This is a genomic window from Xanthomonas arboricola pv. juglandis, assembly GCF_905367715.1.
In the GTDB taxonomy this organism is placed as follows: domain Bacteria; phylum Pseudomonadota; class Gammaproteobacteria; order Xanthomonadales; family Xanthomonadaceae; genus Xanthomonas; species Xanthomonas arboricola.
The window spans coordinates 1,511,635-1,526,044 of the sequence record NZ_HG999362.1 but is presented as its reverse complement, the minus strand read 5'-3'; the positions used below and the strand labels follow the sequence as shown (position 1 = coordinate 1,526,044).

Annotated in this window: 10 protein-coding genes; 1 reads left to right on the top strand and 9 read right to left on the bottom strand. The window is 66.7% G+C overall.

Going from position 1 to position 14,410, the window contains the following annotated elements; translation table 11 throughout:
* Positions 1-205: 205 nt before the first annotated feature.
* Genes KHN93_RS06515 through KHN93_RS06490 form a run of 6 tightly spaced genes read right to left on the bottom strand, consistent with a single transcriptional unit; the run spans position 206 to position 5,625 of the window.
* Positions 206-2,164, bottom strand: coding sequence for a response regulator (locus KHN93_RS06515; protein WP_172837908.1), 1,959 nt, complete (start codon positions 2,162-2,164; stop codon positions 206-208).
* Positions 2,154-3,029 (bottom strand): sensor histidine kinase, encoded by an 876-nt coding sequence (locus tag KHN93_RS06510; protein ID WP_065049798.1) that lies wholly within the window; start codon positions 3,027-3,029, stop codon positions 2,154-2,156. The genes KHN93_RS06515 and KHN93_RS06510 overlap by 11 nt, the downstream gene beginning before the upstream one ends.
* Positions 3,026-4,036 (bottom strand): ATP-binding protein, encoded by a 1,011-nt coding sequence (locus KHN93_RS06505; RefSeq protein ID WP_104627391.1) that lies wholly within the window; start codon positions 4,034-4,036, stop codon positions 3,026-3,028. The genes KHN93_RS06510 and KHN93_RS06505 overlap by 4 nt, the downstream gene beginning before the upstream one ends.
* Positions 4,027-4,422 carry an ATP-binding protein gene (locus tag KHN93_RS06500; RefSeq protein WP_016901512.1) on the bottom strand — a complete coding sequence of 132 codons (396 nt, stop codon included), beginning with the start codon at positions 4,420-4,422 and terminating at the stop codon, positions 4,027-4,029. The genes KHN93_RS06505 and KHN93_RS06500 overlap by 10 nt, the downstream gene beginning before the upstream one ends.
* Positions 4,419-4,781, bottom strand: coding sequence for an STAS domain-containing protein (locus KHN93_RS06495; protein ID WP_016901513.1), 363 nt, complete (start codon positions 4,779-4,781; stop codon positions 4,419-4,421). The genes KHN93_RS06500 and KHN93_RS06495 overlap by 4 nt, the downstream gene beginning before the upstream one ends.
* Before the next feature lies 1 nt (position 4,782).
* Positions 4,783-5,625: an STAS domain-containing protein gene (locus tag KHN93_RS06490; RefSeq protein WP_039528520.1), complete on the bottom strand. Its 843-nt coding sequence runs from the start codon at positions 5,623-5,625 to the stop codon at positions 4,783-4,785.
* A gap of 546 nt (positions 5,626-6,171) precedes the next feature.
* On the opposite strand from KHN93_RS06490, the gene KHN93_RS06485 reads away from it, so the two are divergent.
* The gene (locus KHN93_RS06485) at positions 6,172-7,272 is read left to right on the top strand and encodes an NADH:flavin oxidoreductase/NADH oxidase (protein WP_104627389.1); all 1,101 of its coding nucleotides are present in this window, start codon (positions 6,172-6,174) and stop codon (positions 7,270-7,272) included.
* A gap of 979 nt (positions 7,273-8,251) precedes the next feature.
* Here the strand turns inward: KHN93_RS06485 and KHN93_RS06480 are convergent.
* The 3 genes from KHN93_RS06480 to KHN93_RS06470 all read right to left on the bottom strand — a co-directional run bounded on the left by KHN93_RS06480 (position 8,252) and on the right by KHN93_RS06470 (position 14,046).
* A complete protein-coding gene (locus KHN93_RS06480) occupies positions 8,252-10,576 on the bottom strand; it encodes a tetratricopeptide repeat protein (protein ID WP_212579293.1) in 2,325 nt (774 codons plus the stop codon).
* Between the two features lie 24 nt (positions 10,577-10,600).
* Complete coding sequence (locus KHN93_RS06475) at positions 10,601-12,469, bottom strand: ATP-binding protein (protein ID WP_212579292.1); 1,869 nt, start codon at positions 12,467-12,469, stop codon at positions 10,601-10,603.
* A 221-nt stretch (positions 12,470-12,690) separates the two neighbouring features.
* Complete coding sequence (locus KHN93_RS06470) at positions 12,691-14,046, bottom strand: helix-turn-helix transcriptional regulator (RefSeq protein ID WP_212579607.1); 1,356 nt, start codon at positions 14,044-14,046, stop codon at positions 12,691-12,693.
* Positions 14,047-14,410 lie beyond the last annotated feature (364 nt).

The window sequence follows — 14,410 nt, the reverse complement described above, 5'->3', positions numbered from 1 at the left end:
GCGCTGCCGGCTCACCGGACAGGCATCCAATGCAGCCAGGCGCGCGCAACACGGCGTGTTAGGCACAGGCGGCGCACACCTGAAACACACGTAGCTCGACATTGGACTGGACGCGGTCAACACCTGAGGCGTCGTCGCGGCACATCGTCATCGTCGCGCGGCAGACGCAGGCACCGACAGCTGGCGCCTATGCGCGTAAACCGTGTCAGGCGCGGGCGGCGATCACGCTGCTATCGAGCATCTGCCCGACCATGTTGAGCAGGTCGTTGAGGCTGAAAGGTTTGGGCAGCAGCGCCATGCCGTCGGCCAGGAATTCCTGGCGGGTGGCGGCGTTTTCGGCGTAGCCGGTGATGAACAGGATCGGCAGGCCGGGCCGCAGCGCGCGCGCAACGTCGGCCATGTCGCGCCCGTTCATGCCGGGCAGGCCGACGTCGGACACCACCAGATCGATCTCCACGCCGGCACGCAACTGATCCAGCGCGCCGTTGGCATCTTCGGCTTCGACCACGTGGTAGCCGGCATCGCTGAGCACCTCGCTCACCATCATGCGCACCACGTCGGTGTCGTCCACCAGCAGGATGCGCTCGCTACGTGTACGGGGCGAACTCGGTGCCGGTGCCGGCGGCACTGCGCTGGCGGTAAGCCCGCGCGGCAGCAGCAGGGCCACCGTGGTCCCGCGGCCCACGGTGCTGGTGATGCGGGCGGTGCCGCCCGACTGGCGCGCAAAGCCATAGGTCATCGACAAGCCCAGGCCGGTGCCCTCGCCGATCGGCTTGGTGGTGAAGAACGGCTCGAAGACCTGATTGAGGATGGCCGGCTCGATGCCGCTGCCGTTGTCGATCACGTTCACCGCCACGTAATCGCCATCGTCCAGTTCCGGATCGCCTTGCGCGGTATAGGCCGCGCTCTGGATGCGGATGGTGCCCCGGCCCTTCAACGCGTCGCGTGCGTTGATCACCAGGTTAAGCACCACGTTTTCGAGCTGATTGGCATCGGCCACCGCCACCAGCGGCGTGTCCGCCAGCTCCAGTTCCAGCACGATGTTCTCGCCGATCGAGCGGTGCAGCATGTCTTCCAGCGAACGCACGCGTGCATTGATGTCGAAGGCCTGCGCATCCAGCGATTGCTTGCGTGCAAAGGCCAGCATGCGCTGGGTCAGCGCGGCGGCGCGATGCGCCGAGCCGGTGGCGATCTCGGCCAGCCGCGGCACCCGCTCGATGCGGTTGGACTCGACCGCCAGCTGGATCATGTCCAGGCCGGAAATGATGCTGGTCAGCAGATTGTTGAAGTCGTGCGCGATGCCGCCGGTGAGCTTGCCCAGCGCTTCCATCTTCTGCGCCTGCAGCAACTGGATTTCGGTGCGCTGGCGCTCGGCGATCTGGTGGGCCAGCTCGGTGGTGGCGGTATCCAGTTCCTGGCGCTGCTCACGCTCGCGCAGGCGCTGTTCGGTGACATCCTCGACCAGCAGCAGGCCCAGATCTGGCTCGCGATACGGCGACACGCGCCACTCGGTTTCGCACACCTTGCCCTCGCGCAGGATCGACAAGGCGCCGCTCCAGCGCTCGCGCTGCGCAAGCGCGTCGGTCAGCGCCTGCACGGTGGCGGCCTGGTCCACGCCGGGCACGGCAAGCGCCTCGCCGGGCGTGACGGTGCCGATCAGGCGCTGAAACGCCGCATTGGCCTCATGCGTGTGCAGCCTGGCATCGACCACCGCAATCGGTGCGCTGATGTGCTCGAAGATCTCGCGGAAGCGTGCCTCGCTGATACGCAAGGCGTCTTCGGCCTGGCGCGCGCGCAACAGGGTGCGCAGCGTGGCGACCAGCACGCTGGGGTCGACCGGGTGAATCAGGTAGGCGTCGGCACCGGCCTCCAGGCCGGTGATCATGTCGCCGGTGGCGATCGATGCCGCCGACACGTGCACCACCGGCAGCAACGCGGTGCGCGGCTCGGCGCGTAGCGTGCGCACGATGTCAAAGCCGCTCATGTCCGGCAGATTGACGTCCAGCACCACCGCAGAGAATGCCTGCTCGGCCAGTTTGGCCAGGCCGTCGGTGCCGGTGCCGGCTTCGTCGACCACGAACTGGTGGTGTTCGAGCACGCGGCGTACCGAATAACGCGTCACCGCGTTGTCGTCGACCACCAGAATGTGCGGCTTACTGCCCAAGTGCATCCTCCGCTGCCAGCGTGACCGGCAGCACCACGAAAAATTCCGAGCCCTGCCCGACCACGCTGTTGATCCCCACCGTGCCGCCCAGCAACTCGGCGAACCGCTTGCAGATCGACAGCCCCAGACCGGTGCCGGTGAGGCGTTTCTGCAACGGCGAATCCACCTGTACAAAATCCTCGAACAAGGCGTCGTGAAGCTCGGCCGGAATGCCGATGCCGGTGTCCTGCACGCCGAAGCGCACATGGGTCTCGCCTTCCAGCTGCGCGAACACACGCACATGGCCTTGCGGGGTGAACTTGAGCGCGTTGGAAATGAAGTTGCGCAGGATCTGCGCCAGCTTCTTGTCGTCGGTGTACAGCATCGGAAGCACCGGCGGATCTTCGAAGATCAAGGTGGTGCTGCCGGCATCGGTGAGCGGGCGGAACATGCCGCGCAAGGCCGCAAACAGGTCCATCAGGTCGAACCAGCCCGGCGAGATGGTGATGCGCCCGGCCTCGATCTTGGCCAGATCCAGCAGGTCGTCGACCATCTCGGTGAGCTCGCGTGCCGAGGCGCTGACAAAGCGCACCTGCTTGGACTGCTCGGTAGTCAGCGGCCCGTCCATGCCGTCTTCCAGCAGCCGCGTAATGCTCAGGATCGAGCTGAGCGGGGTGCGGAACTCGTGGCTCATGTACGACAGGAAGCGGCTCTTGAGCTCGGACACGTCGCGCAGCTGTTCGGCCTGCTGATCCAGCTCGGCATACAGCGCCAGCACACCCTGGTTGGTCTCTTCCAGCTCTTCGCGCAGGGCCTGGTTCTGCCGCCGCAGCGCATCGAGTTCGGCCAGCGGATCGAGCGGCGGTGTCTCACCGGAAGCATTCATTGCAGGCCTCCCAGCCGCATGACAAATACGCCGCAATCGTCGCGGCCACGCGTGTAATCGCGCAACAGCACCGCCGCAATCAGACGCGGATGGCGCGACAGCAGTCCCGGGTGATCGCGCAGGTTCCAGCGCGATTGCAGGCCATCGCTGTGCATGACCAGCAGCTTGCCGGCGGCGTCCGGAAAATCGAACGGCTGCGCCTTGCGGAACTGCACCCCGACGATGCCCGGATGCGACGGCATGCCACGCACACCGTCCCCATCGCACAACGAGGCGACGATATTGCCGACACCGGCAAAGCGCACCCGGCCGGTGCTGCTGTCGAACTGCATCACCGCGGCTGCGCCGCCGCGGGTGCCGGACATGCCGGCATGCAGCTGCGCGATGCGCTCGCCGGGCTCGCCGCGGGCCGTGGCTGCAGCGCGCGTCCCGGCATCGGCAGCATCGGCGGCGCCCGGGCCGTGGCCCAGGCCATCGATCACGGTGACGGTCGCCCGCTGCTCGCCAATCGCCAGATGCCAGGCATCGCCGCACACCGTTTCGCTGTGCAGCGGCAGGCGGATGGCGCCGTACGGCAGGTCCAGCTCGGCGCGTTGCTGCGCAAACAGCCGTGCCATCACCACCGCGCCCTTGGCATCGGAATACGCGTCCAGCACCTGCGCCTGGCGCTGGATCGCGCCCAGCCCGGTGCCCGGCGTGCCGGCGGTGGAATAGCCATCGCGCAGGCCGTCCACGAGTGCGAACCCGGGGCCGCCGTCGATGGCACAGATCTCCACGCCCATGCCCTGGCGTGCGGCCACCGTGGACAACTGCAGCCAGCCGCCACGTCCATGCTTGACCATGTTGGTGGCAAGCTCGGTGGCCACCAGCGCCACGCGCCCGCCGGCAGCCTCATCGAACCCCAGCGTCTGTGCCAGCGCCGCCGCCTCGCGCCGTGCCTGCCCGACCTGGCTGGTTTCGTCGACGCGAAACGCGCGCGTGACCTCGCCGGCGAGCATCACTTCCATTTGGTGATGGTGATGCGCGTGCCCTTGCCGGCTGCAGTGTCCAGCACGAAATCATCCACCAGCCGACGGCTGCCGGACAGGCCCAGTCCCAGTCCGCTGCCGGAGGTCCAGCCATCGGTGAGCGCCAGATCCAGGTCAGGAATGCCGGGGCCTTCGTCGCGGAAGGTCAGCTGCACGCCCTTGCGGATGCCACTTTCCACCAGGGCCCAATCCATATCGCCGCCACCGCCGTAGATCACGGTGTTGCGGGCCAGCTCGCTGGCTGCGGTGACCAGCTTGGTCTGGTCGACCAGACGCAGGCCGCACTGCACCACCAGCTTGCGCACCGTCTGCCGGGCCAGCACCACATCCTGTTCGGTGCGCACCGGTTGCGAACCGGTGGTCATGAATCGCGATCGGGTTGCTGCAACAGGCGCATGCCGCGTTCGACATTGAGCGCGGTGCGCACCGATGGCAGGGTCAGGCCCAGCTCGACCAGCGTGATCGCCACGGCCGGCTGCATGCCGACCACCACGGTCCTGGCATCCATGATCGCCGCCAGCCCGGAGATGGTGCTGATCATGCGGCCGATGAAGGAGTCGACGATGTCCAGTGCGGAAATGTCGATCAGCACGCCGCGCGCGGAGGTGGCGCTGATCTTTTCCGACAGGTCTTCCTGCAGCGTCATCGCCAGTTGGTCATGCATGTCCACCTGGATGGTGACCAGCAGCAGGTCGCCCATCCGCAGGATCGGGATGCGCTCCATGTCAGCCTGCCTTGCTGACGGTCACGCCGATGCGCTTGAGCGCCAGCGCCAGTGCGTCGGACAGGTTGGCCTTGGTGACGATGCCCTGCAGGTCCAGCCCCAGGTGCACGATGGTCTGCGCGATCTGCGGGCGCACCCCGCTGATGATGGCGTCGGCGCCCATCAGGCGGATCGCAGTGACGGTCTTGAGCAGGTGCTGCGCGACCAGCGTGTCCACGGTGGGCACGCCGGTGATGTCGATGATGGCGATTTCCGAGCCGGTATCGACGATGCGCTGCAGCAGCGACTCCATCACCACCTGGGTGCGCTGCGAATCCAGCGTGCCGATCATCGGCAGTGCCAGCACGCCATCCCACAGTTTCACCACCGGGGTGGACAGCTCCAGCATTTCTTCCTGCTGGCGCACGATGATGTCTTCGCGGGTCTTCTGAAACGCCTTGACGGTGTACAGGCCCAGACGGTCAAGCAGCTCGGACAGCGCCCACAGCTGCTGGCCCAGTTCCTCAGGCGTATCGGCATACTCGCGCTGCACCAGCGCAAACAGCACCCGCTTGAGCGAGAAGATGAAGTTGGCGGTTTCCTGCGAATCGAAGCCACGGGTAGCGCGGTCGCGCGAGAGGTTTTCCAGGAAGCGACGCACCTCGCTCCAGTCGGCGCTATCCAGGCTGCTGCCGCCGTCCTTCAGGGAAGCGACCAACAGATGCAAAAAGTCCGCACTCTGGGTTTCGATGTCCTGCCGGGAAATCCGTCCATCGCTGCCCAGGCTGGAGCCCAGCCATGCAGCCAACAATGCACTTTCCTGGCCACGAATCGCATCGATCGAGCGCTGCTGCAATGCCACCATGAGATCACCCGCCGAGAGTAGAAGAGAGAAGGCTGGGCATGCGGGACGATGGCGCCCCCTATCTGGCGCGGCGCCCCCACGCCGAAGCGCAGCAGAATAAAGCAATTCAGTTTCGGCAACCAGCGACGAACCTGTAGCGGTCAGAGGAACGTGCAGACAGAGTTTGACATTGCGGCGCACGCGGTGAACGTGAGCGCGACCACGCCTGGAAAGATGCGATGACTGCCGTCCCGTTCCCTTGCCACGGGCGCGACGATTGCAGGCGCGACGGCAGCCGGTTGGCGTCCGCCGCCGGCTCGGCCGTGCATGCTGCGGCCGACCGCTGCGCAACGGTGGTCATGTGCTTTGCGGGCAGAACGCGCCTGACGCCGCACCATATCTGTCGGAACCGCGCATCCCATGGCAGCGGACGCGCCCGCTGCGCCGGCTGGCCCGCTCGTCCACAACCGGCACCGCATGCAACGCGCTGTGCCACCGGCAGGGTGTCTGCGCGGCGGCCGGGCGTGGTCTGATCGCAGCCTGCTTTTTCTCAGGTGGTCGCTCTCCATGTCATCGCTGTTCTCTCCGTATCAACTCAAGGACGTCACGCTGCGCAACCGCATCGCGGTTCCGCCCATGTGCCAGTACACCGCCGTCGACGGCCTCAGCAACGCGTGGCATCAGGTGCACTACGCTGGCATGGCGCGCGGCGGTGCGGGCCTGGTCATCGTCGAAGCCACCGGCGTATCACCGGAAGGACGCATCACCCCCGGGTGCCTGGGCCTGTGGAACGACGCCCAGGCCGAGGGACTGGCGCGCATCGCGGCATCGATCAGCGCTGCCGGCGCCGTGCCGGGCATCCAGATCGGCCACGCCGGCCGCAAGGCCAGTGCCAACCTGCCGTGGGAAGGCGACGACCACATCGCCGACGGCGACCCGCGCGGCTGGGACACCATCTCGCCCTCGGCCATCGCCTTCGGCGGCGGCCTGCCCAAAGTGCCGCGTGAGATGACGCTGGACGACATCGCCCGCGTGCGCGGCGATTTTGTCGCTGCCGCACAGCGCGCGCGCGATGCCGGCTTCCAGTGGCTGGAGCTGCATTTCGCCCACGGCTATCTGGCGCAGAGCTTCTTCTCGGTACACGCCAATCAACGCCAGGATCACTACGGCGGCACTGCCGACAACCGCGCGCGCTTCCTGCTGGAAACGCTGCAGGCTGTGCGTGCAGTCTGGCCGGAACAGCTGCCGCTTACCGCACGCTTTGGCGTGATCGAATTCGATGGCCGCGACGAAGAAACCCTGCAGGAAGCCATCGCACTGACGCGCAATTTCAAGCAAGGCGGCCTGGATCTGCTCAACGTCAGCATCGGCTTCAGCACTCCGACTGCGCAGATTCCGTGGGGACCGGCCTTGCTGGCGCCTTACGCCGAACGCGTCAGCCGCGAGGCGCAGCTGCCGGTTGCCTCGTCCTGGAACATCGACGATCCACTGGAAGCCGACCGCGTCGTCGCCGCCGGACAAATGGAGCTGGTGATGGTCGGCCGCGCGCACCTGGCCAACCCGCACTGGCCGTATGACGCCGCACTGGCCTTGGGCGAAGAACGCCCGTCGTGGGTGCTGCCGCCCTCGTACGCGCACTGGCTGGAGCGTTACGGCAAGCGCAGCTGATCAGACAGTCGCGATGCACTGTGAGATAGCTGTACATGCGAATGCTTAGGTCTGCTGCGAGCGCTTACACCGGGTTTCCAGGGATGGATTCACGGCGTGTCCCGACACTGGATGCGGCGCCGCGCCGCCGACCGACCCCGCACACCGATCGATCTTGCGCACGACATCTGGCGTTTCCACGCGAATGCTTCGGTCTGCTGCGGGCGCTTGCACGCGTACCGGCGTGGGACACGCCGCAAGTACGTCCTTGTAGGCTCTGGCGCGGCATCCATGCCGCTCAAGGTCCCACGCCGGCACCCGCGCAAGCACCACCGGTTGTTGTCGGTTGCTGAAAGAAATGCGGAGGGCCTGTTGGGCCGTAGGTGCTTCGGCATGTCGCCATCGCTGACGATGTGGCAGCGGATAGATGGCTTGCCGATTTGCATTGGCCACGGACTGCGCAGGCATCCGCACGTGCTTTGAAAGCATTGCTTGCCGGTCAGCGGCGGCAATGTTGGGAGCGCGGTGCCGCGTCCGGGGGCGGGACCGTGTGGCGACATGGATGTCGCCACCGAGCCTCCAGGGACGGATTCACGGCGTGTCCCGACACTGGACGCGGCGCCGCGCTGCCGACCGACTCCGCACACCGATCAATCTTGCGCACGACATCCACCGGTTCTAGGCGAATGCTTCGGTCTGCCGAGGGCGCTTGCCCGCGTACCGGCGTAGGACACGCCGCCAGTACGTCCATGTAGGCTCTGGCGCGGCATCCATGCCGCTCAAGGTCCCACGCCGGCACCCACGCAAGCACCACCGGTTGTTGTCGGTTGCGGAAAGAAATGCAAACAGCCAGATGGGCTGCACGTTCTTCCGAGCGTCACCATTCCTGACGACATACCAGCAGTTGGCATGCAACCACGCATGCCAATCCCGAATGCCCAATCCCCAATCCCGGCGGCGGCCGCGTCAGCAGCTAATGCGCGACGAGCTTGATCGCCGCCTACAGCCCGTAACGCTCCACTGCGTCCAAATGCGGGCGCGGGTCCTGATCGCAGGCCTCGGCCAGGCGCAGCCAGCACATCGGGTGTGCCCACTGCGCGGTTGTGGCCAGCAGGACGCGATGCAGTTCCAGCGGTGCCGCCGCTTCCGGCAGCGCCACGGTGAACAGCACGCCCGGCAGACCCGTGCTCGCATCTTCCGGGTCGAATGCCTCCGCGTGTTCCGGATCGACCACGCGATAGTCGTCGCGGCTATGCAGCCACAATTTCCAGCCACGCGCTTCGATGTCCTCGCGCAAGGCGTCGATCGCCTGCTCGCCGGGATGCACGCCATCCACCAGCCAGCTGCTGCCGTAACCACCCGCCTCCAGCACATGCACCTGCGCATAGGTCGGCACGAAACGCTCGCGCTCGGCCTCGTCGTCCGGCGGCGGGTACAGCAACTCCGCATCGAACACCACCCAGTCGCCGACATGCTGGCGCCGATGTGCCGGTGCATTTTCGACGATACGCGCGGTGACCGGGCCGGTGCGCCGCGCGTAGTACTCGGCAGCCTCGCCATCATCCACGCAACGCACGATCACCCAACCCCAGGTTTCTTCGACCACGCCGCTGGTGCTGCTCAGCTCCATGCCGAGCGCCAGCGCCGAGGTACGCACCGCGTCCCACTGCTGCGCCGCACTGGCCGCGGTCATGTGATCCCAATGCGCGGAGCGCGGTTCTTCCATCAACTCGGTCAGCTGTCGATACACCTCAGTGGCATCGGCGAAGCGGCCGGTATTGAGATACATGCGCCCCAGCAAGCCGCGCGCACCGTGCGAGCCGGGCGACAGTTCCAGCAACGCGGTGCAGGCCTGCTCCAGTGCCGGCCAATCGGCCAGCCGCTGGGCCAGCTGCGCCTCGCACCACAGCGCCGCCACCGGCACCAGCGGGCGATACAGCTGCGCCAGCCGGCGCAGGCCGGCCTCGTCGCCACGGCCCAGCAGCAAATTCATCAGCCGGAAGGTCGGGCTGGTTTCGCGATCGGCGTGCCGCTGCACGAAGGCCCACAGCAGCGCGATCGCCTCGTCGTCGGCCGCACACGCGCTCAATGCCGACGCCGTGGTGTCCACCAACTCGGCATCGTCGGGTCGCTCGGCCACTGCCTGCAGCAACCACTGAGCCTCGCGCTCGGGGTTACGCGCCACGTCTTCGCCCTGCGCATCCAGCCATGCCAGCAACTGCTCGGCGGGGACCGGCGCCGGCTCGCCCGCCGGTGCGGTTTCGATGCGCACGGCCAGACCGTCCAGCAGTTGCGTGGCGCCACGGTCCTGGCGCAACTTGGGCACGTGCGCTCGCCCAAGCGCCAGGTGCCGACGCGCAGTCCACACCGCGCCACGCTGCAAGGCCAGCCCGATCGCCATCTCGGCCGCCTCGATCAGGATGCGATGCGCACCCACCTGCGCGTAATGATCGAGCATCACCTGCAGGCGGCTGCCCAGATCCCAGGTGTTGCGCTCGGGCTGGCGCGACACCAGCACCACCACCGCACGTAACCAGTGCAGGCGATAACGCGGCGCGACCTCGCGCCACGGCAGAAACGCCTCCAGTGCCTCGTCGTCGCGATTCAACATCGCCAGGGCGCGGGCTTTCTGCAAACGCCGCGGCTGACTGCAGTTGGCCCACTCCGCCCCTTCGCGTGCGGCCTCGCGCTCGCGCTGCTCGATCAGTGCCAACGCATCTTCTGCGCGGCCCAGCGAGAGCAGGATCGAGATGCGCATGTCCGGCACGCCGTCGTAGATCTGCCCGCCATGCGCAACAATGGTCTGCGACTGCTGCTCCAGATAACTCAGCGCCGCCTCGCCGCGTCCGTCGTCGAGCAAGGCATCGGCTTTTTCGCAGCTCAGGCACTGGTAGCACGACCAGCTTGGATCGATGCGGCCCAGCGTTTCCTCGCAGACCTCGATGCGCTCTTCCACCCAGCCCGGACCATCGATGTTGGCGTAGCACGCGGCCAGATCCTGGGTCACGCACACCGACTGCGGGCACTCCACCGCATCGGGGCGGTGCGCGCGCTCGAACAGCGTCACCGCATCGCTCAGCGCACGCTCGCCTTCGCACAGGTTGCCGACCCGGTTGCGCATTTCCCAATGCCCGACGAACACCTCCAGCCACGGATTGGCCAGCGTCTTGCCCAGCGCACGCGCCTCGGGCAACAGCGCTTCGGCGCGCTCGATCTGCAAGTCGCAGATATGGTCGGTCAGGCGCGTCAGCAGCTGCGCATTCTGCGGCTGCCCGGCTTCGCCCAGATCGTCCTGCAGCTTCTCCACCCAGTTCCAGATTTCCATCGTGTTGCTCCTTCGATGCGGCGCTCAGCGTGCCAGCAATTGGGTCACGGCCTCGGCAAGATCGCCGAAGGCCCGGTTCAAATCCGATCCGCCCGATGCGTTGGCACCGGGCTGCGGCTGGGTGCGCCCCTGCGCCGACACGATCACCTTCAGTGAGCGCAGCAGCCGTGCCGCCACCGCCGCCTGCGGATTGCCGGCGCGTTGCGCCGCCAGCAGCGCCTGCAACGCCGGGTTGTCGAGATTCAGGTAGAGCCGCTGGGTCTGTCGTGCTTCGATCCCGGCCGTGAACTGCCGGGCCAGCCGCAGCGCAGCGGTGGACACGCGCTTGTCGTTCTCGTCCTGCTCCAGCCGGCGTTTCAGTTCGGCCTCGCGGTCGGGCACCACCACCAACGGCAATGCCTCGGGGCTGAAACGCGCCGGCACCAGCGCTTCGCCATCGCCCAGATGCTGTTCCAGCCAGGCCAGTTCGTCGGCCGGCAGCGTGTCCAGCTGGAACAACTGCCGGTTACCCTGCTCGGTGCCCAGCTCGACCAGGCGCACGCCCTTGGCCTGCGCCCAGCGGCGCAGGAACGGCACCACCGCATAGCGGTTTCCGTAGGCCACCGGCACGCCCATCGCGCGGAACAGCATTTCTTCGAAGCCGCTGTCGCTGTCCAGGATCACGTGCACCGCACCCCGCGCCGGCAACTGCTGCGCCGGCAGGTCGCCCTGCGAGGTCGGCACCCGCACGTGTTCCATCAGCAACTCGAACAGACGCTCGTCGCACAGCGCCGCGCCCAGCAACGCCTCGTTATGCCGCAACAGGATGCGCCGCCAGGCTTCCGGCTGCTGACGCGCCACATCGGCCAGGCCCTGCACCAGCGCCTCGGACAGTGCGTGCTGCACGGCCGCGTAGGTGGCATCGCGCTGCAGGTCTTCGCGGCTGGCGGTGGGCGTCAAGCGATTGGATTCGATCACGCCCCCGATAAAGCCCGCCCACGGCGGCAGCAGTTCGCGCGCGTTGTCGTCCAGCAGCATGCCGCGCAGGAACACCGACAGATTGCGATTGTCGCTGGTGCCATAGGTGGCCCCGTCCTGCACCCACAGCAGGCCGACCGCATCGCTGCCCTCCTCCGCGCGCACCGGCATGCAGCACAAGGGTTCGAAGTTGCGCTCGAAACGTGCGGCAAACTCGCGTTGGCGCCGCCAGGCCTGCACCGGATGCAACGGCACCGCGTCGTGCACGCGCCACGGTGGCGGCTCGGGGTTGATCGCCTGGGTGTCGGAGCCAATCCAGATCGGCTCGCGCAACAGCGCGCAATAGCGCGACAGGATCTCGCGCAGCCGTGCTTCCTGGGCCAACGACAGATAGTCCTGGTGCAGTTCCAGCACCACTTCCGTCCCGACCTGCGCACGCGCCGGGACCGGGCTCACCGTGTATTGCTCGGCATTGCTGGAGATATAGCAATGCCCCAGCGTCGGGCTCTGGTAGGAGGTGGTGCGCACGGTGACGCGGCGCGCCAGCACGAAGGCCGACAGAAAGCCCAGCCCGAACATGCCGATCAGGCCGCTGTCCTCATGCCCGCCCTGACGCAGGCCACGCGTATACCCCACGCCGACCGTGGCCAGGTAATCGTGGATTTCCTGCTGGGTCAGCCCGGCGCCGGTGTCGATGATGCGCACGATGCCCTGGGCAGCGTCGGCATGCACTTCGATGCGCGATTCGCCTTGCCAGTCGGGTTGTTCCAACCGGCGACGCAGGATCGAGTCGTGCGCGTTCTGCACCAGCTCGCGCAGCGCGACCACCGGTGTGGAATACAGATGCTTGCTGAGGACGGACATCAGCCCGTTGAGATCGACGCCTGCACGGCGGATCTGGGAGGCGTCCGTCGCCTCGGAGGTGTGATCTTGCATGATCGTTCGTCGTTTCCTTGGCGGCCACGCCCATCCTCGGACGCGCCTTCCTGGGTGGCAGTGCGAGCCGAACAGGATAGCCGCAAGCCACGCCATACGCACGCGCGTCACACTATGACTGCCTTCAGCGCCTGGCCAGCCGTTCGGTCGCCACTGCAGCACACCCTTTGGAAACGACGCGCCACGGCCTGCATCGACGCCCGGCCGTGGCGCGCAACGGCTTAGCGCTGCAGGGTTTCCATCGGCGCCTCATTGAAATGCTGGCGATAGCCCTTGGCCAGCGCCGAGCGGCTGCCCACGCCCCAGCGGCTGGCCGCCTGCAGCACGCTGCCGCAGCCGCCTTCGGCCAGCAGTTCGTCGCGAATGCTCTGCATCCGGTAACGACGCAGCACCTGGGTCGGCGACAGCCCGGTGGCGGACTTGAAGGCCTGCTGCAAGGCGCGCCCGGTGACACCGATCTGCGCAGCCACCTCGTTGATCGACAGATCCGAGCGGTGCGCATTGGTGATCATGTAGGCGTAGGCGCGCCGGTATTTGGCCGGCAGCCGCGCGGAGATGTCGTCGCTGACATGCGCCGGCGTGCCGCTTTCCAGCAGCCGCGGCGCCTGCACCTCGCTGCGCAGGCACTGCACCGCGCCCAGCGCATAGCGGTTGTACAGCAGCAATGCCTGCTCGGTCTTGCCCAACGCCTGGCTGATCTTGGCCTGGCAATACTCGAACTCCAGATTCCAGCGCGGCGCGTGGTGCCGGCCGGCACCGGCCAGGGCACGCTCTGCCAGATCGGCGCGCCCCACCGCCAATGCGGCAAGCGCCAGCTCCACCTGCGCATCCTGCCGGGCGCAGGGCGGGCAACCGGTGGCGGCGGCCGGCAGCGCATCGATCTGCGCATCGAAACCGAAGGTGTCGCCACCGGCGATGCGCAGCAGATTGCGCACGTGGCGCATGCGCTGTGCGAGCACCGGCATGCTCTCGGCCAGGTCGGCGATGCAGGCGCGCAGCTCGTTGGGCTCGAACGCGTGCGCCGCTTCCTCCTGGCGCAGCGTGGCCTGCCAGAACACGTGGTCGCTCATCCGGTCGGCGCGCCGGATGCGCAACTGCGCAATCATGTCCAGGCGCAGCGCATTGGCGATGCGCAGCCACTCGGTTGCGCCGCTGTCCAGGTCCGCCAGCACGTCGTTGGCACGCTCAAGGGTCTGCAGCGCCAGCGTGCTCTGGCCCAAGTGGAAGTGGGTCAGCGCCTTGCCCAGCAGACTCTCACCGCACAGGCAGGCCGGCGTCTCGCGGTCCATCGCCAGCTGTGCAAAGCAGTTCAATGCAGCGCTCAGGCGGCGCTGGCTCAGCATCAACCAGGCGGTATTGCGGCAGGACAGCAACCGCAGTTGGCGCTGATGTCCGCGCATCGCCTTCAAGGCGTGGCGGTAGGCATCTTCGGCCTCCTCCTGATATTCGAGGATCAACAAGGCATCGCCGCTGGCGCCGAGCAGGCCGACTTCATCGTCGGCGCCATCCGCGGCGGCCTGGCCATCACGGCGTTGTTGAAGATGTTGCAGACCTTGCGGCCAGGCACCAACCAGCATCCTGCTTGTATAGGTAGGAAGACGGTCTGCGTACGACAACGCAGAGATCGCCGCGAAGTAGGTTGAAAGGATCATGCCGGGCTCTCTCATAGGGGGATGAGCAAAAACAACAATGCGCCGGTCTGGCTGGCGCAACCGATTGTATGCAGCGGATCCAATGGAATTTCTCACTCGAAGGCACTAAGAAAATCAAAAAACCTCACTCTGTCTCCTGGCAACCCAGTTATGCGGCATGCAGATAAAGGGCACTTTTTGCATACCGCCGGCGCTGTCATGCATAGGACATTGCACGCCATGCGAAACCGTATTGAAGACAGGACTTCTGCCGGAGAGAATTCGCAAGGCAATCCAGAGGCCAAGCCTT